24 protein-coding genes are annotated in these 24182 nt (G+C 42.5%); 11 read left to right on the top strand and 13 right to left on the bottom strand.

All coding sequences use genetic code 11. The features are described from left to right. Positions 1 to 225 precede the first annotated feature (225 nt). Positions 226 to 1920 (top strand): alpha-amylase family glycosyl hydrolase, encoded by a 1695-nt coding sequence (locus ACQKMP_RS14875; protein WP_427469648.1) that lies wholly within the window; start codon positions 226 to 228, stop codon positions 1918 to 1920. Here the strand turns inward: ACQKMP_RS14875 and ACQKMP_RS14870 are convergent. Further along, positions 1907 to 2575 (bottom strand): hypothetical protein, encoded by a 669-nt coding sequence (locus ACQKMP_RS14870; RefSeq protein ID WP_379423945.1) that lies wholly within the window; start codon positions 2573 to 2575, stop codon positions 1907 to 1909. The two genes, ACQKMP_RS14875 and ACQKMP_RS14870, sit on opposite strands and share 14 nt — an antisense overlap. Positions 2576 to 2717: 142 nt before the next feature. Here ACQKMP_RS14870 and ACQKMP_RS14865 point away from each other — a divergent pair, with 142 nt between their 5' ends. Both ACQKMP_RS14865 and ACQKMP_RS14860 read left to right on the top strand, forming a co-directional pair. Next, positions 2718 to 2957 (top strand): hypothetical protein, encoded by a 240-nt coding sequence (locus ACQKMP_RS14865; RefSeq protein ID WP_042128392.1) that lies wholly within the window; start codon positions 2718 to 2720, stop codon positions 2955 to 2957. 495 nt (positions 2958 to 3452) lie between these two features. Beyond that, on the top strand, positions 3453 to 4079 hold the full coding sequence (locus ACQKMP_RS14860; RefSeq protein ID WP_042188917.1) for an FMN-dependent NADH-azoreductase: 627 nt from the start codon (positions 3453 to 3455) through the stop codon (positions 4077 to 4079). A 118-nt stretch (positions 4080 to 4197) separates the two neighbouring features. On the opposite strand, the gene rsgA is transcribed toward ACQKMP_RS14860, so the two are convergent. From rsgA to ACQKMP_RS14840, 4 genes are all read right to left on the bottom strand, one after another. Further along, the gene (rsgA, locus tag ACQKMP_RS14855; RefSeq protein WP_341055368.1) at positions 4198 to 5289 is read right to left on the bottom strand and encodes a ribosome small subunit-dependent GTPase A; all 1092 of its coding nucleotides are present in this window, start codon (positions 5287 to 5289) and stop codon (positions 4198 to 4200) included. Positions 5290 to 5785: 496 nt separating this feature from the next. Next, positions 5786 to 6457, bottom strand: a complete 672-nt coding sequence (locus tag ACQKMP_RS14850) for an HAD family hydrolase (protein WP_379423944.1) — start codon at positions 6455 to 6457, stop codon at positions 5786 to 5788. Positions 6458 to 6618: 161 nt separating this feature from the next. Continuing rightward, complete coding sequence (locus tag ACQKMP_RS14845) at positions 6619 to 7074, bottom strand: DUF3939 domain-containing protein (RefSeq protein WP_042188923.1); 456 nt, start codon at positions 7072 to 7074, stop codon at positions 6619 to 6621. A 121-nt stretch (positions 7075 to 7195) separates the two neighbouring features. Beyond that, a complete protein-coding gene (locus ACQKMP_RS14840) occupies positions 7196 to 7792 on the bottom strand; it encodes a metalloregulator ArsR/SmtB family transcription factor (RefSeq protein WP_076283498.1) in 597 nt (198 codons plus the stop codon). A 180-nt stretch (positions 7793 to 7972) separates the two neighbouring features. Here ACQKMP_RS14840 and ACQKMP_RS14835 point away from each other — a divergent pair, with 180 nt between their 5' ends. Both ACQKMP_RS14835 and ACQKMP_RS14830 read left to right on the top strand, forming a co-directional pair. Continuing rightward, on the top strand, positions 7973 to 8977 hold the full coding sequence (locus ACQKMP_RS14835; RefSeq protein WP_042188927.1) for a YpdA family putative bacillithiol disulfide reductase: 1005 nt from the start codon (positions 7973 to 7975) through the stop codon (positions 8975 to 8977). A gap of 1 nt (position 8978) precedes the next feature. After that, positions 8979 to 9422 carry a DUF441 domain-containing protein gene (locus tag ACQKMP_RS14830; protein WP_042188929.1) on the top strand — a complete coding sequence of 148 codons (444 nt, stop codon included), beginning with the start codon at positions 8979 to 8981 and terminating at the stop codon, positions 9420 to 9422. A 77-nt stretch (positions 9423 to 9499) separates the two neighbouring features. Here ACQKMP_RS14830 and ACQKMP_RS14825 read toward each other — a convergent pair whose 3' ends face one another. The 3 genes from ACQKMP_RS14825 to ACQKMP_RS14815 all read right to left on the bottom strand — a co-directional run bounded on the left by ACQKMP_RS14825 (position 9500) and on the right by ACQKMP_RS14815 (position 12831). Next, complete coding sequence (locus tag ACQKMP_RS14825) at positions 9500 to 10438, bottom strand: DUF4179 domain-containing protein (protein WP_149647276.1); 939 nt, start codon at positions 10436 to 10438, stop codon at positions 9500 to 9502. Then, positions 10431 to 10949, bottom strand: a complete 519-nt coding sequence (locus tag ACQKMP_RS14820; RefSeq protein WP_042194048.1) for a sigma-70 family RNA polymerase sigma factor — start codon at positions 10947 to 10949, stop codon at positions 10431 to 10433. The genes ACQKMP_RS14825 and ACQKMP_RS14820 overlap by 8 nt, the downstream gene beginning before the upstream one ends. Before the next feature lie 133 nt (positions 10950 to 11082). Beyond that, positions 11083 to 12831: an ABC transporter ATP-binding protein gene (locus ACQKMP_RS14815; RefSeq protein ID WP_042188932.1), complete on the bottom strand. Its 1749-nt coding sequence runs from the start codon at positions 12829 to 12831 to the stop codon at positions 11083 to 11085. Between the two features lie 124 nt (positions 12832 to 12955). Here ACQKMP_RS14815 and ACQKMP_RS14810 point away from each other — a divergent pair, with 124 nt between their 5' ends. Beyond that, complete coding sequence (locus ACQKMP_RS14810; RefSeq protein ID WP_042128412.1) at positions 12956 to 13471, top strand: hypothetical protein; 516 nt, start codon at positions 12956 to 12958, stop codon at positions 13469 to 13471. Positions 13472 to 13547: 76 nt separating this feature from the next. Here the strand turns inward: ACQKMP_RS14810 and ACQKMP_RS14805 are convergent, their stop codons facing one another. Continuing rightward, positions 13548 to 13865: a HesB/YadR/YfhF family protein gene (locus tag ACQKMP_RS14805; protein WP_042188934.1), complete on the bottom strand. Its 318-nt coding sequence runs from the start codon at positions 13863 to 13865 to the stop codon at positions 13548 to 13550. Positions 13866 to 14412: 547 nt separating this feature from the next. Here ACQKMP_RS14805 and ACQKMP_RS14800 point away from each other — a divergent pair. From ACQKMP_RS14800 to ACQKMP_RS14790, 3 genes are all read left to right on the top strand, one after another. After that, the gene (locus ACQKMP_RS14800; RefSeq protein WP_379423942.1) at positions 14413 to 16161 is read left to right on the top strand and encodes an ABC transporter ATP-binding protein; all 1749 of its coding nucleotides are present in this window, start codon (positions 14413 to 14415) and stop codon (positions 16159 to 16161) included. A 47-nt stretch (positions 16162 to 16208) separates the two neighbouring features. After that, complete coding sequence (locus tag ACQKMP_RS14795; protein ID WP_042188937.1) at positions 16209 to 18296, top strand: ABC transporter ATP-binding protein; 2088 nt, start codon at positions 16209 to 16211, stop codon at positions 18294 to 18296. Between the two features lie 107 nt (positions 18297 to 18403). Then, positions 18404 to 19657: a winged helix-turn-helix domain-containing protein gene (locus ACQKMP_RS14790; protein ID WP_427469647.1), complete on the top strand. Its 1254-nt coding sequence runs from the start codon at positions 18404 to 18406 to the stop codon at positions 19655 to 19657. Here ACQKMP_RS14790 and ACQKMP_RS14785 read toward each other — a convergent pair. The 3 genes from ACQKMP_RS14785 to ACQKMP_RS14775 all read right to left on the bottom strand — a co-directional run bounded on the left by ACQKMP_RS14785 (position 19634) and on the right by ACQKMP_RS14775 (position 21806). Then, the gene (locus tag ACQKMP_RS14785) at positions 19634 to 20098 is read right to left on the bottom strand and encodes a hypothetical protein (RefSeq protein WP_042188942.1); all 465 of its coding nucleotides are present in this window, start codon (positions 20096 to 20098) and stop codon (positions 19634 to 19636) included. The two genes, ACQKMP_RS14790 and ACQKMP_RS14785, sit on opposite strands and share 24 nt — an antisense overlap. A 240-nt stretch (positions 20099 to 20338) precedes the next feature. Continuing rightward, entirely contained in the window at positions 20339 to 20686 is a 348-nt protein-coding gene (locus ACQKMP_RS14780) for a four-helix bundle copper-binding protein (protein WP_042128424.1), read from the bottom strand. A 94-nt stretch (positions 20687 to 20780) separates the two neighbouring features. Beyond that, positions 20781 to 21806: a CobW family GTP-binding protein gene (locus tag ACQKMP_RS14775; RefSeq protein WP_427469646.1), complete on the bottom strand. Its 1026-nt coding sequence runs from the start codon at positions 21804 to 21806 to the stop codon at positions 20781 to 20783. A 172-nt stretch (positions 21807 to 21978) separates the two neighbouring features. On the opposite strand from ACQKMP_RS14775, the gene ACQKMP_RS14770 reads away from it, so the two are divergent. Together ACQKMP_RS14770 and ACQKMP_RS14765 are read left to right on the top strand one after the other, a co-directional pair. After that, positions 21979 to 22491: a MogA/MoaB family molybdenum cofactor biosynthesis protein gene (locus ACQKMP_RS14770; protein ID WP_379423938.1), complete on the top strand. Its 513-nt coding sequence runs from the start codon at positions 21979 to 21981 to the stop codon at positions 22489 to 22491. 99 nt (positions 22492 to 22590) lie between these two features. Continuing rightward, complete coding sequence (locus ACQKMP_RS14765; protein WP_081951146.1) at positions 22591 to 22803, top strand: hypothetical protein; 213 nt, start codon at positions 22591 to 22593, stop codon at positions 22801 to 22803. Positions 22804 to 23222: 419 nt separating this feature from the next. Here ACQKMP_RS14765 and ACQKMP_RS14760 read toward each other — a convergent pair whose 3' ends face one another. Further along, complete coding sequence (locus ACQKMP_RS14760) at positions 23223 to 23927, bottom strand: hypothetical protein (protein ID WP_427469645.1); 705 nt, start codon at positions 23925 to 23927, stop codon at positions 23223 to 23225. Positions 23928 to 24182 lie beyond the last annotated feature (255 nt).

Raw genomic sequence — 24182 nt, 5'->3', positions numbered from 1 at the left:
GCAGATGCCTATGAAAAGGTTAAAACCTCCAATAACCTAGGGAAATCCAAGAATAACCATGATACTAGCGACTTTTATTGGAGGAATGGATAAATATCGTTTAATTTGCTGTTTTTGTATCTGTGCAAACGTTTTACCAATGGGGATGCATTCGAGTACTATAGGAAATAAAGCGCTTTCCATTTCTTGAAATCAGAAAATTTGCAATAGAAGGAGTTATTACATATGTATAAAGGTGTTACATTCAAAACCAAAAAAATCACAATATGCTCTCTGGTGGGCATCAGTCTAACGACATTACTGCTGTCCGGTTGTTCTGGTAATCAAAGCAACAAAACATCCATTGCCACGCCCTCCCCTAAAGCAGACTCCATTCAGAGCACCGCTACACCTCAAGCATTGATAAATAAGACGGATGAACAACCTTCCGCTGTTTATTATGAATTATTTGTTCGTTCCTTCTATGATTCAGACGGCGATGGCATTGGAGATCTAAAAGGGATCACCCAAAAGCTGGATTACTTAAATGATGGGAATCCTGAAACCACGACTGATTTGGGGATTGGCGGGATTTGGCTCATGCCCATCAACCCATCACCAAGCTATCATGGATATGATGTAACCGATTATCGTGCGATTAATCCTGATTATGGGACGATTGAGGATATGCAGGAGCTAATTAAAGAAGCGCATAAACGAGGAATAAAAATAATTATGGATTTGGTTGTGAATCATACCTCCAAAGAACACCCATGGTTCGTAGACTCGGCTAAAAACAGTGACAGCAAATATCGCGATTGGTACGTCTGGGCTGAAGATCAAGGTCGTCCCGCAAATGGAGCCAGCGCTGCTGGCGGTGGCAGTGCGTGGCATTCTATCCTTGGCAGTCATTATCTGGGCGGATTTTGGGAAGGCATGCCTGATCTGAATTTCGATAATGCAGAAGTTCGTACTGAAATGAAGGACATCGGAAAGTTTTGGCTTGAGCAAGGTGTGGATGGCTTCCGACTAGATGCTGCGAAGCATATCTACGAAGATCTTTTGAGTGATAAAAGTGAGGCTACTACCGCTAAAAATGTGTCCTGGTGGCAGGAGTTCCGCAAGGCTATGAATGAAGTAAATCCAGAGGCATATATAGTTGGCGAGGTCTGGGAGAATTCTGCTGTCACTGTCGGAGCTTATTTAGATCAAGCTTTTAACTCAAGCTTTAACTTTGGCTTAGCAGAAACACTGGTGAACTCTGTAAAAACTGAAAAAGACAGTGGGACGGCCTTTACGCTGGAACGAACCTATAAATTGTATTCCAAAATATCCGATAACCAATTTACCGATGCTACTTTCTTGACGAATCATGATCAAAACAGAGTCATGAGTCAATTAGACAATAACCCGAATCATGCAAAAATGGCAGCAGCCCTACTGTTAACTTTGCCTGGGAATCCTTTTATCTATTATGGTGAAGAAATTGGAATGCGCGGTGTGAAGCCAGATGAAGGACTTCGAGAGCCTATGAGATGGAGTGCAGCCGATCAAGGAGAGGGGCAGACTACTTGGGAGGCCGGACGTAATAATGCGGGTGCGATTAACGTTGATGTTGAGAGCCAGCTGAATGACAGTGATTCAATGCTAGAAAGATATCGCGAGCTTATTGCGCTAAGAAATGAGATTCCTGCGCTCCGGGATGGCGGAATCCGTGACTTTGCTTCTGGCAATCCCGGGGTTATGGCTTACGAACGACTAACAACACAGGATCAGGTGCTCGTCGTTCATAACCTTACTGGCGAAGAACAAGCCATTGTACTACAACCCAATGTCGAGGGTTTCTCTTACTCCAAGATCCTAAAGACGCTTGCTGTCAAATCGATCTTGAATTCAGATCAACTTACCCTCCCTCCTTATTCAACTGCTATTGTGGAGTGAGAAATGCGGAAGAATGTAACACCCACTTTGTTACTGACCCACATAATTGAGCTTTTGTAATCGGGAGGGCTATAAGCCAGTCTTTGGATGGATCACTGCTCATTCGTAACAACCAGCCACTGGAATGATCGCCTAAGAAGCGTGCTTTCTGGAAGCTCCATCCACTGTCACTGGACGTACAGAGTCGTAATTCTCCTTCCGCCATGAAGCACTTCATTACCCGTGCTAGTTGGATGGAATGTACATCATCCCCTGTCTCTGCTGCTAAACAATCTGAGAGCATTTGCAGCGTGGATGAGCATGAGCTTTTTTTCAGCTCCTCAAATTTTCTTTTTGACATTAGTAATGCCGGAATCCCGTGATTAAAGAGCTCCTTCATGTTCTCACATTCGAACAGCTGAAGACAAAAGCTCTCCGTTTCACTTTTATCCTTTAATTCATAGGGCAGGGTTTCCGGGTTACTATTGCAGATTACTAGTATCCGGTCTTTATGTATTTGCAGACACAGATCCTTCATTTCCTCCTTCTCTTTATATTTCAATCTACAGATCCGTTCTGCGTTTAAACCTGTATGTAACTGATCCAGAACCGCTTGCCCCATTACTTCATCTGGAAATAAAAAATGCGTTAAATCGGCCAATCCATTGTCATTCACATCATTGTATCCTTCCTGTATTTCATATATATGTATATTAATCTAACAATCTTTATGTTATCATAAGCTAATTTTAAGGTAAAATTAAGAAACAAAGGGTATTATCATTAACATGAAATACTTTTAGCGAGGTGTCTTCAAAATGAGAATGCTCATCACATTTCAGAACAAACTTGTACCTGTGTATTTCACAACAGAAAATAAACAGCCCACTCAAAAAGTACTTAGATTACTTAACAGTACGTTGGAGCTCAAAATTCAAAAGGGCAAGAATGCTATCCAGAAATGCCTGAATTCATTAATTAGTATCGAAATTAAAGGCTCTGAGGCTATATTGCACAGTTATAGTGAGAATGATTCATTGGCGCTATCCCTCTATTAATAGAGGGGTAGTTTTTTTGTAAAGTTTCTTTTATCCTTTGGCAGACAAAACAGCAAGTCTCTGAAAGAGACTTGCTGTTTTTAAGTTTTGCAGCTTTAGTAATGAATGATTACACCAGTATGGGACAATATCAGCTAATCTTATAGTTCTTATTCTCTGCTTTTTCAGCTTTCTGTATTCGAAGTTTAAAGAGTCTCACTAAATTTTGGCGTGTATGCTCTTCGTGACAGCTATCCAATTTCTTAATGATAAACCGATCAATGGACATGTCCATCGCTCCTTTTAATTCATTCAGATCCTTATGAATATAGGGAATATTTTCCTGTTTCCTTGTAAGTTTATTAACCGGGATTTCTATTATTCAAACTCTTGTTCCTTTATAAAATACTCTTTTCCCCCCAAAAAAATCACAAAAAAATAATTTACAAACAAAAAAATACATGCTATATTATTTATAGTTAATATTAAATACACACATCCAAGGGAGCAATCATAATGTCTAATGTTTTATTTATCAAAGCAAACAACCGTCCAGCAGAACAATCCGTAAGTGTTAAGCTTTACAATGAATTTTTGGAGAACTACAAACTTAACAATCCAGAAGATGAAATCACTGAACTTGATTTGTTCGCAGAGCAACTTCCTTACTACGACAATACCCTGATCACTGGTATGTACAAAGCTGCTCAAGGTTACGAACTAACAGCTGAAGAAGCAGCAGGTGCTGCTGTAGTTAATAAATATCTGGAACAGTTTATCGCTGCTGATAAAGTAGTATTCGGTTTCCCACTGTGGAACATGACTGTACCAGCTGTATTGCATACTTATGTCGATTACCTTTGCCAAGCTGGCAAAACATTCTCTTACACTGCTGAAGGTCCAGTTGGTCTTTTGACAGGTAAAAAAGCAATCGTACTGAACGCTAGAGGTGGCATTTATTCCGAAGGTCCTGCAGCAAGTGCTGAAATGGCTGTAAACTTCATCGTTGGTAACCTTAACCTTTGGGGTATCAAAGATATTACTCAAGTAATCATCGAAGGTCACAACCAACTTCCTGCACAATCCGCTGAAATCATTGAGAACGGATTACAATTGGCTAAGGAAACTGCAGCTTCGTTCTAATACAAGCTATAAGAGAATTTAATAAAAAAGGGTGACCCTGAGCTCAGGGTCACCCTTTTTTGACTTTCTAGCCTATTGGAACACTACTCTTGGCTCCGTCGCTGTCTATAAAGTTCTTCTAATACTCATCAAGTTCTTTACGCCAACCGTACCCTCTAGTCCTTGTCGAATGAACTTTAGAAGAAGCTGTGGTTTTTCTCTTGAGCTTCACCTCTTTGGTGCTTTGGTACAGCAGTTCCCGCTGTGTCTTTCGGTAGTTCAGCAGTCTCTTCTCTTCGAGCTCACCGTTATGAACCGCTTCAAGTACCGCACAGCCCTCCTCACGTTCATGTTTACAGTTACTAAACCGACATGCAGCAGCTAAGCTGCTAATATCACTGAACGCCAGATCTAATCCACCCTCATCTTCCCACAGCTGCAGCTCACGCATCCCTGGTGTGTCTACTATGATTCCTCCGTCCGGCATAATAAACAGTTCACGGTGGGTAGTAGTATGGCGTCCTCGGCTATCGCCTTCTCTTACATCCTGTGTAAGCTGAAGATTCTTTCCACATAACCAGTTGACCATCGTAGATTTGCCGCAGCCTGATGAGCCCGTTAGAGCTACTGTCTGTCCACTCCCAATGTAAGGCAGCAACTTCTCACGGCCATTATCTTGCAGTGCACTAACCGCATGAACAGGCACACCTGGAGCGGCGCTTTCCATTTCGGCAATTTTACTCTCTGCATCTAGGCAAAGATCTGCTTTGGTCAGTAGAATGACTGGATTGGCCCCGCTGTTCCAAGCCATGATTAAGTATCTCTCCATCCGCCGAACATTAAAGTCATCATTCAAAGCACTGACCAGAAATAAAGTGTCTACATTCGAGGCAACAATCTGCTCCTCTTGAGTGTTACCAGCTACCTTGCGTGAGATGACACTATGCCGAGGCAATATCCCATGTAAAATCGCATGCTCGCCGCCATCCTGCATTGAAAGAGCCACCCAGTCGCCGATCGCTGGAAAATCACCTGAAGCGACAAACGTATGTCTCAACTTGCCTGATAGCTCCCCCCATGTCTCTCCCAAATCAGTCATCACCCTATACTTACTGCCAAAATCGCCTACAATTCTTCCGGGAACAAGCCGTTTATCCTCCGTCTCCTTCCACTTTTCATCCCATTTTGAACTCCAATTTTCATTCCAACCATATTGCTGTATGTTAGTCATTTGAATCCTCCTAAAGATCTGTTTAAGTTTTTATTTTTATTTACCATGTACTGCTAGCATTTTCCGAGAACACAAAAAGCCGTCGGAATTTAAGACTCCGGCGGCGGTCACACTTCATGAACTCTTCTAGGACGAAAAGGACAAAAAGTGCACACATAATCAGAAAAATGTCTCATCCAAAAGACAAGGATAAATTCATTTTCCCGTGCGATATATAGAGAAATAGACAATTAACTACAATTCCTATCGATTCTATATACGCAAAAAAGCCGCCGGACCCAATACGGTTCCCGCGGCTCTAATAAGCGTAATAGAGCTTACCTGCTAAACTGCACGAATAACTTATTCGGCAGCCGCTGTTCCCGGAAGACACGTATCCACAACAGTTGAGTTCATTACATTTAAAACTGTCATAAAACATCGTCTCCTTCCGAAATAAGATGTTGTTATCATAAACGGCGCTGCCGTATAATGTCAACTATAAATTTTGATAAAATTACAAAATGGACTTAAGCTCATTCAACTCGTAGATTATCTTCCAAGGTTGTATGTCCAATTGCTCGTCCCAGGCATGTTTTCTTTGCAGCCAAATGCCTTGTAGCCCTGCTTTCCCTGCACCCCAGATATCATTCACCGGGTGATCTCCAATAAACAATGTCTGATCCGCAGTAACTCCCAATCTGTCTAATGCAAGTTGATAAATCTTAGGATCAGGCTTAGCGATTTCTACTTCTCCAGAAATGACAATAGCCTTGAAGTACTCTCGCAGGGCAAGGGTATCAATTTTGGTGTTCTGGATATCTACTTTGCCGTTGGTAACCAGACCAAGTATATAACCACGCTCTTTGCAGTACTTCAGAACGTCCACAGCATCCTTCATCGTAGCACCATGATTGATATAACTTGCATCATAATATGCACGAATATGTTCAGCCGTAACTGGTGTTTCCCAAGGCAGTACCTCGCTTAGCTCTACGAAGAATCCGTCCTTATCACGGTAACCATCAGCATCTCTGTGAATCATATCTTCTACTACCTTCTGCGCTTCTTCAGCTTCCAAATGTCCTAGAAAATCCTGAACAAACTGAGTACTAAAACTGCGAAATGTATGATCACGATCCATTAAAGTATTATCCAAATCAAATAATACGGCTTGTACTTCTTTCATCAAGCGATTCCCCTTATATGCTGTTGATTTTCAGAATTGAACTTTCAGTAATCTATTGTACTATGCCTTTGGAAACAATGAAAAGACCATTCTGTAAAAAGGAACAGCTGTCTCCCCTTCTACCGAACAGTCTTTATAGGCTTTATATTTGATTTATTCATTTACTCAAAATGCTCCGCTCGATGTGTCAGCATCATTTCCTCTTCCGTGATATACAGTGGGAAAGGAGGGGTCTCTTTGAGATAGCTTTCTGTGGCTAGCAATCGATAATGGACTTCAGGTAACCAAGCATCTTCAACAAGTGGCAGCTGACCTGTATCACTGATGTAATTGTCGACAGCGGACTGAACCATATCAAGGTAATACGGAACTAGCTTATCTTGTTCCTCGAAAACTTCATACGTCTCACGTGACATATAGAAATTCTGGTCTGGAACTCCACCTAAATATCGTTGTAGTCGGCTCAAATCTATTCTTTTGTCTTCAAGGATTAAGGCTGTTCTATTAATTAGCGCAGGCATATCTTCTTCAAACTGTCTGATCGCCTGCTTGACTTGGTTTAAGGTAACGGTGACGTGATCGGATTGTGATTGTTTTTTTGCGCGTTTGAAAAACATAAGACAAGTCTCCTTTCGAAAAACTATCTTTGTTAACGCTTACAATTCTATTATATTCGAATTCCTCCTTCTTAATCAACATATTTCCAATCGACACAAATTGTTAACAGCTTTATGATCATTATTTGACATCTTCCCACCGTGTCCAAATTTCTTGGGGATTAAGTTCATATTTATCATTCTCACGATACATAAACTGATGCATAATAAATTCACGCCGAATGGTAGCAAAATCTTCATGGAACTGCTTTATAAACTCGTTAATTTCCTTCTCACTATAAACTACCCCTGGCTCTAGCTTCTCAACCATGTACTGAAGTGCGATCAGTTTCTTCTTATATTGTGCCGGGATTTGCCGAAGCCGCCCATCCTTAGAAAAAAAGTTACGCAGCACAGACTCCTTTAGACTATTTTCAGGTGATTTCTCTTCCATATTTCTCGCTCCTTTCGAAAAAATAAACTGAAGTGAAGCCTCAGCGCCACTACTAATGAATTCTGGATTCAACTTAAAATAAACTGTATTTTTGTCACGTCGTTCCTTTATTAGAGCTGCTTCACGCAATTTCGCTGCATGATGAGTTACCGTTGGTTGTGATAAATTCAATTTCTCAGCCAGCGCTTGTCCGTGCATTTCTCCTTGTGACAGAAGCAACAATAAACGAAGACGTGTTGGGTCAGCCAAAGCTTTATGATAGTTCACTATTTTTTCTAACTGCATTGGAATCACACTCCTTCACCTTCATAAGCTAGATTCACATTAGATATATATCTAATTATATAACAATCAACATTATGCTTGCAATGGTTATTGTGTTTAATCTTATGCTTATGGCAAAATGAATGAATTTAGGGTAGGATTTAAAGAAAAGATAGTAACAATCAGGAGGTAACCCACTGTATGAAAGATGTAATTATTATCGGTGCAGGTCCTTGCGGCCTCTCGGCAGCTATCGAATGCCAGCGCCAAGGACTGTCCAGTCTCATTATTGAAAAAAGCTTTATCGTACACTCCATTTATTTGTATCCAACAAATATGCAATTCTTCAGTACCGCTGAGTTATTAGAAATCGGAGACGTTCCTTTCACCTCGACCAATGATAAACCATACCGCCATGAAGCTCTTGTCTATTACCGCCGGGCTGCGAAGCAGTATGGTCTAGATATCGCCGCTTACGAAGAAGCGTTATCCATTGAGCCTCTGGAAGATGGAACCTATGCTGTACATACGTCCAATATGCGTGGTGAGCATCACACACGAATCACTGCAAATGTCGTTATCGCTACAGGTTATTTTGATCAACCGAATATGATCGGTATTCCAGGGGAAGAACTTCCTAAAGTTACCCACTATTTCGGTGAAGCCCATCCGTATACAGGGATGAAAGTTACTGTCATTGGTGGCAGTAATTCAGCGGTAGATGCAGCACTGGAGCTTATGCGTGTTGGAGCTACAGTCGATATGGTCTATCGTGGTGAGAGCATTTCCTCGAATATTAAGCCTTGGGTTCGGCCAATCTTTGAAGGGATGGTACAAAAGGGTAAAATCACTCTACATCTGGAATCACGTGTTACTGAAATTACGGCTAGTTCGGTTATAGTTACGAGTCATAATGGAGACAAAAAATCCATAGATAATGATTTCGTCCTTGCTTTAACTGGCTTCCGGCCTAGCCGGGTGCTTCTCACTTCTGCCGGTGTAGTTATGGATGACGATATGGATAAGCCAGCTTTTAATCCTTCAACTATGGAAAGTAATGTTCCAGGTCTTTATGTTGCAGGAGTAATCGCTTCAGGCCGCAATGCGAATGAAGTATTTATTGAGACAGGACGTGGGCATGGTAAACTTATCGCAGATCACATTCTTGCGAAGCGCAGTTCTCACAATAAGGAGTTGAACGTTTAAGATGGACATGACCTCTTTGCTTTTGCTTGGTCTTGCTGCGCTCGGTATTATAAGCAGTAATTCCCCTGTAACAATAGCAATGGTCGTCCTACTACTGCTAAGAGTTCTTGGCCTGCAGCAGACCTTCCCTTGGCTTGAGAAATATGGTTTAACTATCGGGATTATCATTCTTACGATCGGGGTCATGACGCCTTTGGCCAGCGGAAAAATATCGCTGCAGATGGTCGGTCAGTCCTTCCTCCACTGGAAGTCTCTTCTTGCGATTGCGATCGGCATTCTCGTCGCTTATCTTGGTGGGCGCGGAGCCATCCTTATGACCAACCAGCCCACAGTTGTTGCGGGTCTCCTGATCGGAACAGTGATTGGCGTTGCATTGTTCAAGGGTGTCCCTGTAGGACCGCTTATCGCAGCCGGTATTTTGTCGCTCTTGATTGGCAAAATGTAAAAGGTGGAGCAACCATTCAACACAAAAATAGAGCAGCAATTCTCCACTATCGAGAGAATCGCTGCTCTATTTTATTTTTATTCAGCCTGAGAAATGGATTGTGGAATCTCCTGAGACGATCGTTTTTCTACAAACAATAGATCACCAACCCCATGCTCTGTTTGAATTTTTTTCAGTTGGGCCAAAGCTTCTGCTTCTGTATTAAAATACCCAGCTTCCACTAGGAATAATCCCTTCTGATCCTTTAATACGCGCACGTTCTCTAACCCGTATAACATCTCTTCAGCCATACCTTGACTCTCGCCGGAAGGCTCTGAGCTTGTTCTAAGTGAATAGATAGAAGTTCCTTCTTCCACGTCACCCTTCTTATCCTTCAATGTAATCGCCACCTGTGCCGGATCCTTATATTCCTTTACCTCATAAGCAACTGGCTCTTTGAAGGTTACATTGAAACGTATCATGGAGTCATCCAATGTAATTAAAGGATAAGCATCTTGAACATACTTACTTTCTTTTAATGTCTCAAGATCTTTAACAGCTGAGAAGTTCCTTGCCCCACTCACGGTTACGGTCATTGTATAAGGATTGTCAGTGAATTTTACGTTATAAGAGCTTGCAAGGTCTTGTGTATTGTCCGAATTTGCAAAGTTTAAAATCATTTGATCACTGTTCTTCTGATGTTTCAACGAAATGAAATTGACATCTACTCCATCCTGAATCGTGCCGCCGCCTGCACTTCCATCCGTAAATTTCAATACACTTACCAGCTTACCTAGAACGGGCACTTGATTCATACTATCCGCGAAAGCGGGTACCGTATTTACACCCACTGTAAAAGAAATGATAACTGCTGCTGCAACTGATCCTGTCCATTTTAATCCGCTCATTTTTATTCCTCTTTTCTGTTGTTTATAGCGTTTTCCTCTTTCAATACCTTTTCGAGAAGCTTGTGATAGTTCTTCGGGGATTTCAATATCGTTGTATGCTTTCTGTAAACGTTCAAGTTGATTATCCAAAGTACTCACTCCCCTTCATATTAATTTTTAATTTCCCTAATCCCCGATAGATGACGGTTTTCACTGTACTCTCTGGCATGTCCAATACCCCGGCAATTTCCTTTATGGGCAAGTCTTCAAAATACCTCATCACAATTATCATTCTTGATCTTTTATCAAGAACTCTTAGCGCCTCCTGAAGATCAATGACATCCTCTATGGGTTCTGAAGCGTAGCTGCCTTCGGGATCTTTCTCCATATACACGATTTTTTTAGATTTTCGGATAAAGTCCAAGGCACAATTGACGGCTATTTTTGTGAGCCAAGTTTTAAAATATTGGGGTTGCTGCAGTTTATGAATTGAGATGAACGCTTTATAGACGGTCTCCTGTACAATCTCCAGCGCATCATCCTTATTCCTCACATAGGAGTACGCCATACGGTAAAGACGTTCTTGCATCCCGTCTATCAATGCAGTAAAGCTGTCTTCATCACCCGCTATCGCCTTTTCCTCCAGCTCTGTTGTATTCAAGTTCTCACTACCTTTCATGTCGCTTATATTTTTTAGACGCACGTGATATTCAAAAAGACTCAAATGGATTTAAAAAAATGGCCCTCTCTCCCGAGAAGACCACCTAAGTAATTTATTATAATGTTAGATCTTATCATGTATCCAAATGCTGTACGTTAAACAATCTCGCATAACTTCCGTCCAGTCCCATTAGTTCCTCATGTGTACCACGTTCTGTGATTTCACCGTTCTCAAGCACCACGATCTGATCAGCATGTGTAATGGTAGACAGTCTATGCGCAACAATGAGTGTAGTTCGTTCCGACGAGAGGGATTGCAGAGCTTGTTGAATTAAATGCTCTGATTCCAGATCCAGCGCTGACGTAGCTTCGTCTAATATAAGAACCTTTGGGTCTTTAAGAAACACCCTTGCTATGGCTACCCGTTGCTTTTGCCCACCGGACAGCTTCACTCCACGTTCTCCCACTTCTGTATCATAGCCTAGCGGCAGCTGCTCAATAAAATCATGCGCATTGGCAGCTCTCGCCGCCGAGAGGACTTGCTCCTCTGTAGCATTAGGATTGCCGAACAAGATATTATCTCGTACAGACCCACTAAATAAGAAATTATCTTGAAGCACCATCCCAACAGCTCTTCGCAAACTCTCCTGCGTCAAACCCTGTATATCCTGACCATCCATCTGGAGGCTACCTTTGCTTATGTCATAGAATCGCGGGATCAAGCTTATGAGAGAGGACTTCCCGCCACCACTCATTCCAACAAAAGCGACCGTCTGACCAGGTTTGATACTTAAATTAATATCCTTCAGTACCCAATCATTTTCTTCGTTGTATTTGAACCAAACATTATGAAAATCAATTTCACCACGTGCATTCGTCAGAGGTCTTGCTCCCGGTTTATCCACGATATCATAAGGCTCGTCCAGCAGCTCAAGCACCCGTTCAAGGGAAGCCGAGGCTTGCGTGAGCACTGTCGAGGAATTAATCAATCGACGCAGCGGCGCATACATCCGGTCCAGATAGCCGAAGAAAGCAACAAAGGTTCCCACAGTCAAATTACCATGAATCACTTGATAACCACCGTATCCGATGACTAGCAGTGGTGCAATATCCGTTAGTGTGTTAATAATCGCGAAGGTAATCGCATTCCAACGAGTTTGAGCCATCGCTTTTTTGAGAAAGTTACCGTTGATATCTTCGAACTGCTTCTGATCCACTTTTTCCATGGTGAAGCTACGGATGATCGAAATGCCTTGAATCCGTTCATGAAGATAGCCTTGAATGCCAGCCAGAGCCTGTGAACGGTCTTTCGTTAACACTTTAAGTCGTTTATATAGTTTACTTACCGCAAAGGCGTAGAACGGAAGTACAGCGATAGATACTAGCGCCAGCACTGGATTCAAATAAAACATAAAACCAAGCGCAAACACTAGCGTAAATAAATCCAGCCATACATTCATCATTCCGACTTCTACTAAATTTTTAGTCTGTTCCACATCATTTATAAATCTCGAAATCGCTTCGCCCACTTTTGTATTCTGATAATACCGCAGCGACAACCGCTGTAAGTGACTGTATAGCTTATTCCGCATATCGAACAATATCTTACTTGTGATCAGCTGTGCAAAATACTGCCGGTAATACTCCACCGGTCCCCTTACAATTACGAATAAAACAAAAGCGCCTCCGAGGATGAGCATCAATTGCGATACCCGCTCCTGGGCACTCATGGCAGGGTTCATCAGCAGATCATCGACTACGTATTTCAGAATCATAGGCAGTGTCAACGGGATGCTGAACTTGATCATACCTATAAAGAGCGTAAACACAATCCATTTCATGTAAGGCCGTACAAAAGTAAAATATGATTTCCATTGCTTCACAGGGATATTCTGTCCTTTCTCTTTACTGAGTTGCTAAGTACAGTTGACTTTTGCGCTCTACAGTGTTTTTATATTTTTAAGTCCATAAGTACGATAGCAGTACCCGAACTTCAGGAGGATAAAGATGTCTAGACAATTTGTGACGGAAGCCGTCATGATGGCGATTTACGGCCAGCTTCTCATATCGAGCAGCCCTGTAGAATATATAGTGCCTTATACGACCGTGATGGAATTATACGAACTGCGGGACAGTGATGATCCGTTAATGAACCGTCCAGATGATGACAAGCATGTTAAACTCAAGATTGGTGAGCTCATTGCCTATTTTGAAGAGCCACTTAATGCTAAAAAAATCAACCGCTGTCTGGCCGTTCCTTGGGCAAAAAGCTCTGGTATTCTACTAGGCGGACAATCTAAGATTACCATCATTAACAGCATGGATACCGCTGTCTACGGCGAAACGTTCGATCCTATCGAAACGGAGCTTCTATTGTCCTCACAACGTGAGAAGGTGCCTATTCTTACAGATCAATTCGAGCTGATTCAACGCATTATTGAAGGTGGAGTCCCTGTTCAAGTATACGACATTGACGATTTCGATTTTGCTATGGAGGAAGAAACGTTTCGCAATTCGCACTGATTATATCAACACTAGAAAAAGCCCTGCCTTTTGGCAAGGGCTTTTCACATTAGTAAAAAAAACAAAATTAAGACATTTAAACCTGTACTCCGCCAGGCACCGATTTGGCTTCATACTTATATTCAATGTCATCGTCTGCCTCAGAATACACAATAGTTAAGCCGTAACCTTCCATATACCATAAGTCCTGCTCTTCCATGTAGAACACAATACCGTCTTGTTCAACTTGTATTGCCGGACGTCCTGGTGCCTCCGTCCCGATACCCAGTGAGAAACCAGGGTGAAGTCCACCTCCCGAGCTATAGCGGGGAAATAAACGAATATAGTCTCCATTCTTAAGATCCAGTTCTCTTTTAAACCAAGCTGCCGCTGCTTGACTAATTTCCATGTTCATCTCTCTCAGCTCCTTTGTATAGTCTAATCATACTGAAAATGAATCGATATTCAAATACCTTTATACAATTAATGTTTTCCCAAGCTCCTCAAAAATTAGTTTGACAACTTTGCGAAGCGAGTGATAAACTCTGAACATAACTAACGGTCTACTAGTTATTACCAAAAGTTATTATTAAATCAATGAAAGGGGTGAGCGCGGTGTTTACGAAGTTACAGCCATATCAAATAACTATTGTTGGAATTTCCAATCAACCGAATACCGAAGCAGCCCAAGTGGTGAAACCATCCTGAAGTTCCCTGCGAGTGTAATTGATCGTATAACTTTAGTTCTTGAAGGTCTCTCACATGCCTGGTGCTGTATAGCACCGTGCGCATGATAGCTGTAAATTACAGGCATATCGTCCGTTTTCGGATGATATGCCTTTTTTTGTCGGTTGTCATCTTTGAAGGACGACAACGTCGTTTTTTCGTTGCTGTTGAGATAACCACTTGCGCTTTTTTCCAACATCACAGCTAGTACTTTAACTCGAAAGGAAGGGATTTACTTGTTCTCCGTTCTCCGTAATCTCGGCTGGTTCTTTCGCCGAGAAAAAAGGCGTTACCTGATTGGCCTTATCTTACTTATTGGTGTAGGTGTTCTTGAATTATTCCCCCCACGTCTGCTAGGCAATGCCATTGACGACATAGTACGCGGTTCTATTACTACAGCATCGTTAGCCAAGTACATCGGTATGATCCTCATTTTGCTGCTAGTCATTTATTGGATTACCTACATATGGATGCACAAATTATTCGGAGGCTCCAACCTCGTAGAGCGCCTGCTGCGCTCGAGATTTATGAATCATTTGATGACCATGACCCCGTCGTTTTTCGAACGCAATAGAACCGGCGACCTGATGGCTCGGGCAACCAATGATATCAGAGCTGTCTCAGCTACCGTTGGATTCGGGATGCTCACCCTGGTGGATTCTACAATTTACCTCACTGTCGTACTATTCGCAATGGGTTTTCTTGTCAGCTGGAAGCTGACACTTGCAGCAGTCTTACCATTACCACTAATTGCAATAGCTATGATTTTTTATGGTAAAGCGATCCATGATCGTTACAGCTTAGCACAAGATGCGTTCGGAGATATGAATGATCAGGTTCTCGAGTCTGTCTCAGGTGTGCGAGTTATCCGTGCTTATGTACAAGAGAGACTTGATGAGAAACGATTCTCGGATATTACAGAAGATGTATACAACAAGAACATGGCCGTCGCCCGTGTCGATGCCTTCTTCGAACCGACGATTCGGTTCTGCGTAGGGCTCAGCTACATTATCGGTCTTACCTATGGGATATATCTTGTGTTCCGTAATCAGATCACCCTAGGGGATCTTGTCTCCTTTAACATGTACCTCGGAATGATCGTTTGGCCGATGTTCGCTATTGGAGAGCTTATTAACATCATGCAACGTGGTGGTGCTTCTCTCGAACGTATTGATGAGACGCTAAACTCCAAAGCGGATGTTCAAAGTACGGCCAATCCGGTTCAAGTTGCTAATCCTACCCGAATTGAACTTAACGATGTGACCTTCCGTTATCCCTCATCGACGATTGACAATCTAAGCAATGTCAGTCTGACCTTAAACCAAGGGCAAACACTAGGTGTAGTCGGTCGTACGGGAAGCGGTAAATCAACGCTCCTCAAACAGCTGCTTCGTGAATATCCGACAGGTAATGGTGAAATTCTCATCTCTGGAGTTCCGATTCAACAGATTTCATTGGATCAGCTACACAGCTGGATGGGTTATGTTCCTCAAGAGCAGATCCTTTTCTCCAAATCAGTACGTCAGAATATTCAATTTGGTCTAGACAACGCGGATGACGATACGATCATGAAAGCTATCACAGCTGCCGCCTTCCAAAATGACTTAGGAACATTATCCGATGGTTTAGATACGTTGGTTGGTGAACGTGGAGTATCCTTATCCGGTGGACAAAAACAACGTGTATCCTTATCCAGAGCCTTTATCGCAAATCCAGATGTACTGATTCTGGACGATGCCTTATCCGCTGTTGATGCTCGTACTGAAGCTCAGATCATTGAGAATATTCGCCAAGAGCGTGCGGGAAAGACTACATTGATCTCTACGCACCGCCTCTCTGCTGTTCAACATGCTGACATGATCGTCGTACTTGATAACGGACATATCGTTGAACGTGGTACGCATCAAGAGCTGCTGGATATGAATGGCTGGTACCGCGAGCAGTATGACCGGCAGCAAGTAGAGAATAATTTATCGAATGATTAAAAGACATACTAGCTATGACTAAGCAAAACTTTTAGGAGGTGTCACCGTTGACAAAGAGTACAGGCAAACGCCTGCTTGAATACGCATTGACCGCAAAAAAAACCTTTATCGCAGCCCTTCTACTTCTCTCCATCGGGGTAGCGGCTGAATTGGCAGGTCCATTTATTGCCAAAAGCATGATTGACAATCATATGTTGGCCATCGAAAAGCCTTATTTTAGTACCGCATCACCTGATGAGGCAGTTCAGTATAACAACGCTTATTACAAACGCGGAGACCGTTTTGAACCCGGGGAAGCTAAGGGTCAAGAAATTCGCATTCTTCAATCGGGACGAAGTTTCTACTTTATCAATGAAGCCGTAACACAGTCCGATGGTGAGAGAAAGTTCAGTAATGGTGAAATGCATATCACGCGCGGCCAGGACGAAGTCATCTATCCTGCGGTTAAACTTTCAGCGGATGAACTGTTTGATTTTTACAAACCTGAGCTCCCTGGTATTTATCAGCTGGTCGGTTTGTACGCTATCTTCCTGGTCATCTCGATCTTTGCCGAATTCGGTAAAACCTATTGGCTGCAATCTTCGGCGAATCAGGTAATCCGAAAACTACGAACAGATGTGTATGCGCATATCCAGCGACTTCCGGTTTACTTTTTTGACAACTTGCCAGCAGGTAAGGTAGTGTCACGTGTAACTAATGATACTGAGGCGATAAAGGATCTATTTATTGCCGTTCTCTCTAATTTCAGTACTGGTATTATTAATATTACTGGTGTATACATCGCCTTGTTCTTGCTCGATGTTCGGCTAGGTCTGATCAGCTTGTTCATCATCCCGATTCTTATTCTTTGGATCGTGCTCTACCGCAAAATCGCTACAAAATACAATACGATCATCCGCTCACGTCTGAGTGAGATCAACGCTATCATTAATGAATCTATTCAAGGAATGTCCATTGTTCGTATATTCCGCCGTCAGAAGCAGCTTGGTGAAGAATTTGAGCATCTGAACGATGACTACTTGAAATATCAGAATAAAATGCTGAATCTGAATGCCTTCACCTCCCACAACCTGGTGAACTCTCTACGCAGTCTCTCTTTTGTGATGGTGCTTTGGTATTTCGGACATGGCAGTATTACGGGTTCTACATTTGTATCTTTAGGTGTTCTATACGCCTTCGTCGATGTGCTTGGACGTTTGTTCCAACCGATTACAGGTATGGTGAATCAGCTTGCAAATCTCGACACTTCTATGGTGTCTGCGGGTCGTGTGTTTACTCTTATGGATGAGCCTGGGGAGAATGTTACCGATGGTTCCATGCCGCGCTATAAAGGAAAAGTGGAGTTTAAGAACGTCTCTTTTGCTTATAAAAAAGACTTCGTCCTTCGCGATATTTCCTTTGAAGCACGCCCAGGCGAAACTGTTGCTCTAGTAGGTCACACCGGTTCCGGAAAAAGCTCGATAATCAACTTATTATTCCGGTTCTATGATCCACAGAAAGGTGAAATCACGATTGATGGCCAGAAGGTTACAGATATTCCGAAGCAATGGCTACGCAATCACATGGGGATTGTTCTTCAAGACCCTTACCTCTTCACTGGCACTATTGCTTCCAATGTCAGCCTGGGGGATGAACGAATCTCACGCGAACGGGTTGAACGGGCTTTACGGGAAGTCGGAGCAGATAAATTGCTGGCCCACCTTCCTCAAGGTTTTGATGAACCGGTTATTGAAAAAGGGAGCACCCTTTCTGCAGGTCAGCGGCAATTGATTTCGTTTGCCAGAGCGCTCTCCTTCGACCCAGCTATTCTGATTCTTGATGAAGCTACCTCCAATATCGACACGGAGACAGAAAGCGTCATTCAAGATGCATTAGAAGTCCTCAAAAAAGGACGCACCACATTCATCATCGCACACCGTCTTTCCACGATTCGCAGTGCAGATCAGATTCTTGTTCTGCATCATGGTGAGATTGTAGAGCGCGGTAGCCACGATGAGCTGATGGCACTCGGCGGTAGATACTTCCGGATGTACCAGCTACAAGTAGGTGCTGGTTCTAACAGCATAGATAATAACAATGGTGCACCCTCCCGACCTTCGTTAGGCAGCTTGCAACCATCGTTAGAGAAAATGTAATCGATCCCCTGAGTCACATCCTGTGATTCAGGGTTTTTCTATACTTGATATTAGAACGTTTGTTCTGTAAAATGAAAAATAATACATATAGGTGAAGGAGGCATTTGATGCGTACATACACTATAACTAAGAAGCAAGCTCGACTTTTTCTCCTGGCTCACCAAAAGTTAACTAGGAGCGCTCTACCTGCAGGTAAACTTAGTATTTATGATTATGTTCGTCACGTAGGCTGTATCCAATATGATCCACTTAACATCGCAGGCCATAACCATGAGCTTGTCCTCCAAGCACGAGTTCCCGGTTTCACACCTGAGCAAGCCCAAGAGCTACTGTATCAAGACCGACTTCTAATAGATGGCTGGGACAAGAACATGTCCATTTATTGTACAGAGGACTGGCCTTATTTTAAACGCAGAAGAGAGGCATCAGCCACACGTCATCGGGCCAATGAGCCAGTAATGGCTACAGTAGAGCAGGTTCGTGAAGAGCTATTAAAGCGCGGCCCCCTCTCCTCTCTGGATCTAGATGGTAAGGATAAGGTGGATTGGGCATGGGCTCCGGCTAGATTAACCCGGGCCGCTTTGGAAAGTATGTACTTTTGGGGGGAAGTAGTCGTTCATCATCGTGTTCATACCCGTCGGTATTACGATTTCACTGAACGCCTGCTTCCTCATAATCTTTTAAACACTGAAGACCCTAACCCCACTGATGAACAATTTAATGATTGGTATGTGCTGCGTAGAATAGGTAGCATCGGACTGTTATGGAATAAATCTGGCGACGGATGGCTTGGAATTTCTGGTCTAAAGAGCAAGGAACGTACTGAAGCGATTCAAAGACTGTTAATGGCAGACAGTCTCAGAGAAGTTCTAGTGGAGGGGATTAAGCTTCCACTCTACATCCGTAGCATGGACGCTCTAACTTTAGAAGCTGTAATACAGCAGGAGTCTGAAGATGCTGAGAGTCATTCAAGTTATTCGTTTGCGGCTGTCTTAGCTCCACTCGATAACTTGATATGGGATCGAGAGCTGATCCGACAATTATTTGGATTTCATTACCGCTGGGAAGTCTATAAACCAGCCTTGGAACGGGAGTATGGTTATTATGTACTGCCTATATTATATAATGATCGTTTTATTGCGAGATTTGAACCGGTGATGGATAAGAAGAGCCAAACATTGAACATTATGAATTGGTGGTGGGAACCCGGTGAACACCTAACGCCAGAGATGCTTCCGGCATTAGGCGAAGCTCTATCTGCACTGTCACGCTGCGTTAGAGCTTCTAAGATTCATTTTAGACCGGAGGTTGTAGAGGAGTGCGGATTAGAAGGGTTATTAGTGCAAAGTTTCCTCTTCTAACCCCAGTTTCGTGAACATTTCTGTACAATAGCCTTGTAATTTGATCTCTAGCCTTCTTGCTTTATTTTTGAATCGTTTTAACTCCTCAATCATTTTCGCCCTTCCAGCGGGGGTGAACGTTTCTTGTATCCGTTCCTTGAAATAATCATGAACGATATGGTTACGCTGCTTCCACACTTCTTCTAGCTGAGCGGTTTCTTGCTCTGAGAAAGGAAAGTGATGCTGGATTTCTTTGATGAGTTGACCGAGAGAATTGCTGAGTTTTCGCTGATACAAATCAGTCAGATCTGCTTCAGTGGGCGTCTTCCCTTGTGATAATTTGGTGAGCAATAACAAATTGGTCAACTGCTGTTCTAGAGCTTGACCATAATAAACTGCTAGTCCAAAATACGCAAATAACTCCTTGGATTGTTCACTCTCTGGTACTTGTGTATGCTTCATCTTTCCCCTCCACTTCTGTTCGGCCTGCCAGAGCTATAATAAACTGATATCATCCAGTGAATCGGAGAAGTTTATGTTCGCTTCATATCTACTGTTAATTCTCCAGTTCCCTACATATTTCCTCTTCTAGAAACGAAATTTAATCTACCCTTGTGCTAAAAAGAAAAACAGACCATGCTGTACATCCACAGCAATGGTCTGGTCATTTGCTTATTATATAGTTAGATTGGGTATACAACCTTACGCGTATACTTCAACCGCATCGCTAATCAAACGGCATGCCTCAGCACATCTACGGCAGGCATCAATACATTCCTGACAATGTGTATGTATATGCTTGCTGCTTTCATCTGCACAGGCTTCACAAATTTCGGCACACAGACGGAGAATTCCGGCTACAAACGGACTTTGGCGAGTCATCGCTTGTACGGCATATGAACAAATATCCGCACATTCACGATCTAGCCGCATGCTTTCACGCAGAGAAGCAAGATCATATTCTTTTAGGCTTGAGACATAGCTATAATTACAGGCATTCATACTTTCTAAACAAGCGTCAATGCACTCCTGATATTGAATTCGGGTCATAGCCTTAAACCTCCTGTATTTTTATAGGGTATGCGATACTATTAACCTACAAGATTAGGAATGAACCATTACAACTTCTGACAAGGAGATCTGATTATAGACTTCTCTTAACTGTACTAGGACGAACTAAGGTACGTCCCTCCATCTCCAGTAATCTAGTGCGCAGTTCATTTGATGAGAAATGTTCGCCGATAAATACGGCAACGTCAGGCACTTCGCCTTGTGGTGTGATTTTCATAAAATCAGCTTCACGATAGGCATATTGGAAAAGAAACCGGCTGGAGGTGTCATTAAAGGTCACAATACCTTTAGCTCTATAAACATCACGCGGCAATTCCTTAACGAACTGTTCGAATTCTTCACTGTTTACTGGACGTTTAAAATAATGTGTGTACGCCATCACATGATCGTGGCTAGTATGTGTGCCACCAGTAGTGTGTTCATCTTCATCATGCATGAAGCTTTCGCTCGCGTCCTTAACCTCTTCCAGCTGTTTATCCGTAAGAACTCCACCTGCATCACGCAGCAGTTCCTCCGGTTCCACCTCACAACGCACAGTTGGCAGAATGGGTGCATAAGCGTTCCATTTCCGCAGTACAGCGTTAACCTCCTCCGCCTCTTCAGCGGTTACACGGTCAATTTTATTCAATAGCAAGACAGAAGCGCAGCGAATCTGCTCCTGCATCAAACGATAAGTTGCCCCCTGTTGTGCGCGATACAGTTCAAGAAGATGCGCGGCGTCAACGACGGTGATCAAGCTTTTCAGTTCTACTTTTTGATACAACGAAATCTCGGTTACGCCATCCACAATTTCCAGCGGATTGGCAGCGCCTGTTGCCTCGATCACTACAACATCCGGAGTCTCTTTCTTGATCAGTGTTGCAAGTTCTGTACTAAGATCACTTCGGATAGAACAGCATATGCATCCACCAAGTAGTTCTGCCATAGGGACAGTTTGCTCAACTAGCAATCCATCTAAATTCACTTCACCCAGCTCATTCATCACTACTGCTGGGCGTAAACCCTGATTTTTCCAATGATCAAGTAGGCGCTGCAGCAGTGTTGTTTTGCCGCTCCCCAGAAATCCTGACAATATATACACAGGTACGACCTGTTCCATGTTTCATCGCTCCCCAGCAAATTACAGTTATGTGTAGCGAGTGTACTACATGCGCGCGAAGCACGCAAGCGGCACCCCAAATTCCTGCTGAATTTTGTGAGTACAAGTAAGCTTGTCTTTACTTCTGCCATACCCTATCATGATAACATCTCTAATCTAGGAGTTGAGCCATTTGTCATCTGTTGAAGAACATCGGAAAGAAGCGCCTCAAACCGTTTCCTGCTATATCATTACTGTCTCGGACACCAGAACTATTGAAACAGATACCGGAGGAGCTTTGATTAAATCTATGCTCGAAGAAGCCGGGTATGAAGTGATAGGCAGCACCATTACGAAAGATAATTATCAGGATATTCGTGAGCTATTGTATAAATGTGTTGACCACGCCGGAATAGAAGCTGTACTCATGACAGGTGGAACAGGGATTTCTCCACGGGATACGACGTATGAAGCTGTTGCCTCTTTGCTAGATAAAACATTACCCGGCTTCGGTGAAATTTTTCGGATGCTAAGCTTCACAGAGGACATCGGTTCGGCAGCTATTCTTAGTCGAGCCATTGCAGGCACCATGGGAAAGACCGCTATCTTTTCTATGCCTGGCTCTACTGGAGCCGTAAAACTGGCTATGGAACGGTTAATTATCCCGGAACTTCGCCATGTTATGCGTGAAATTTACAAGCGTTAAGCAAATACCCATTTTTAAATACAATAGACAAACAACCAAGCAGGCTTTTGTTCTGTGCGTATAATACGGTAAGTCCACACACAAAAGGAGCTGAAGGAAATGTCTGAATGTCCAAAATGCCCGGCCCAAACGGTTACTGACCCACCTAAGGTGGTTTATCAAGATCACTTCCACCCACAAGTAGTAAATGTGATTCATCCAGTTGAAATCGTAAGACGTCACCACTGTGTACCCGTACCTCGCCATTGCTACACTTATTCTGTTAAAGATGTATTTGTGGATAACTCCATGATGCCTAGAGGCGGAAGATAACTTTACTTCACAACACTATTAAAGGTCCCCTATATGTGAGAGACAGACCCGTGCAAAATGCATTGGGTCTTCTCTCGCTTTTTTCTGTAGAAAACATTTGACTGCTTGTGTATTATTCTATTTTCATAGATTCGCTGCTCTGTGTATTTAGATTATATTCCCAGAGGCTGTCGGACCCAGTTGACATTATTCGCTAGTTTTCAGCCTTTTTAGAAGAGTTTCGGACTTCAGAGTCCCTATTTCTTCGAAAAGGGCTCTTTTTTGTTGTTTTTCATGCTAATAGCTGCACTGGAGTCCGTTAACATTTGAAATGTGTGAAAAAGCTGCGTTTAAGATCAACTGTGTCCGATTTTGACTTTTCACGCGTAAATATCCCTTCATAAGTCGTAGTTTAGTGAATAACCTCCATTTTTATATGATCAAGGGATCTGTGGATTAAATGTTTTCAACCGATCAAACTCATATATCTTCCGCAGATAGTAGGGTTCCTTCTCATTCTCTCTTTCAAACACACCCATGTATCCAACCTCATTAAAAAAAACGTATTCCAATGTAACCCGCTGATCTGGGCGGTTAGATTGCCAATAATAATGTAATTCTAACGGAGCCTCATACCATAACCAATCTAAATCCTTAATTGCTACATCTCTATGCTGGAGAACCCATATACTGAAGGCTATATGAGGATCCTCTACAGGTATTTCTGACTTTGGATTATTATCTTTTAATTGATTGGCTGACGTCCGAAGTACATCGTTAATATCTGATTCGACGGAAAATTGTGAAACGGATTTAATCTGATTAAATTGCTCAGTATATTTATTAGCCTTCGTTAGCTCATGGATTTCATTCAAACTAATCTTAGGACCATAGAAAATAACACAGACACTAATCAACCCAAAAATAAGTGCTTTTGAAAAAAGAAACTGCTTCTTTTTTTTCATAACAATCAATCCAATGATAAAACCCACAGGAATCAGTAACCCAAAGAAATTGACGTAGAACTCACAAAGTAAAAAAGCCCCAATAATTAACGCCCAATCCTTTAATCTCAATGTTTTTCGCTGATCCCAATAGGAAACTAGTAAAGAAACAATAAAACAAATCCAAAAGATCCAGCTCATTAAAATCAGTCCTCCTCTCTCCTACATTCTCCATATAATACCACATCCAAGGTGGCACCAAGAGGACTCCCAGCATGTCTTACAACTCCAAATTATTACTCAGCCCTTAAAAAAGAATCTGGATAATTGGCTACAAATTGAATCATGACATCAGAGATCTCCCATCTAAAAAAGGACGCTTTGTGAATTCTGTTCATAAGCATTCCGATCTTCCGAACCCTTGCCCCCCCTGAATCTCCTGTACAGCATCCACAT

The sequence above is a fragment of the Paenibacillus sp. NPDC101420 genome (assembly GCF_050277435.1).
Classification (GTDB): domain Bacteria; phylum Bacillota; class Bacilli; order Paenibacillales; family Paenibacillaceae; genus Paenibacillus_AQ.
Note: the sequence above shows the minus strand (reverse complement) of the source record. Positions and strands in the feature narration are given on the sequence as shown.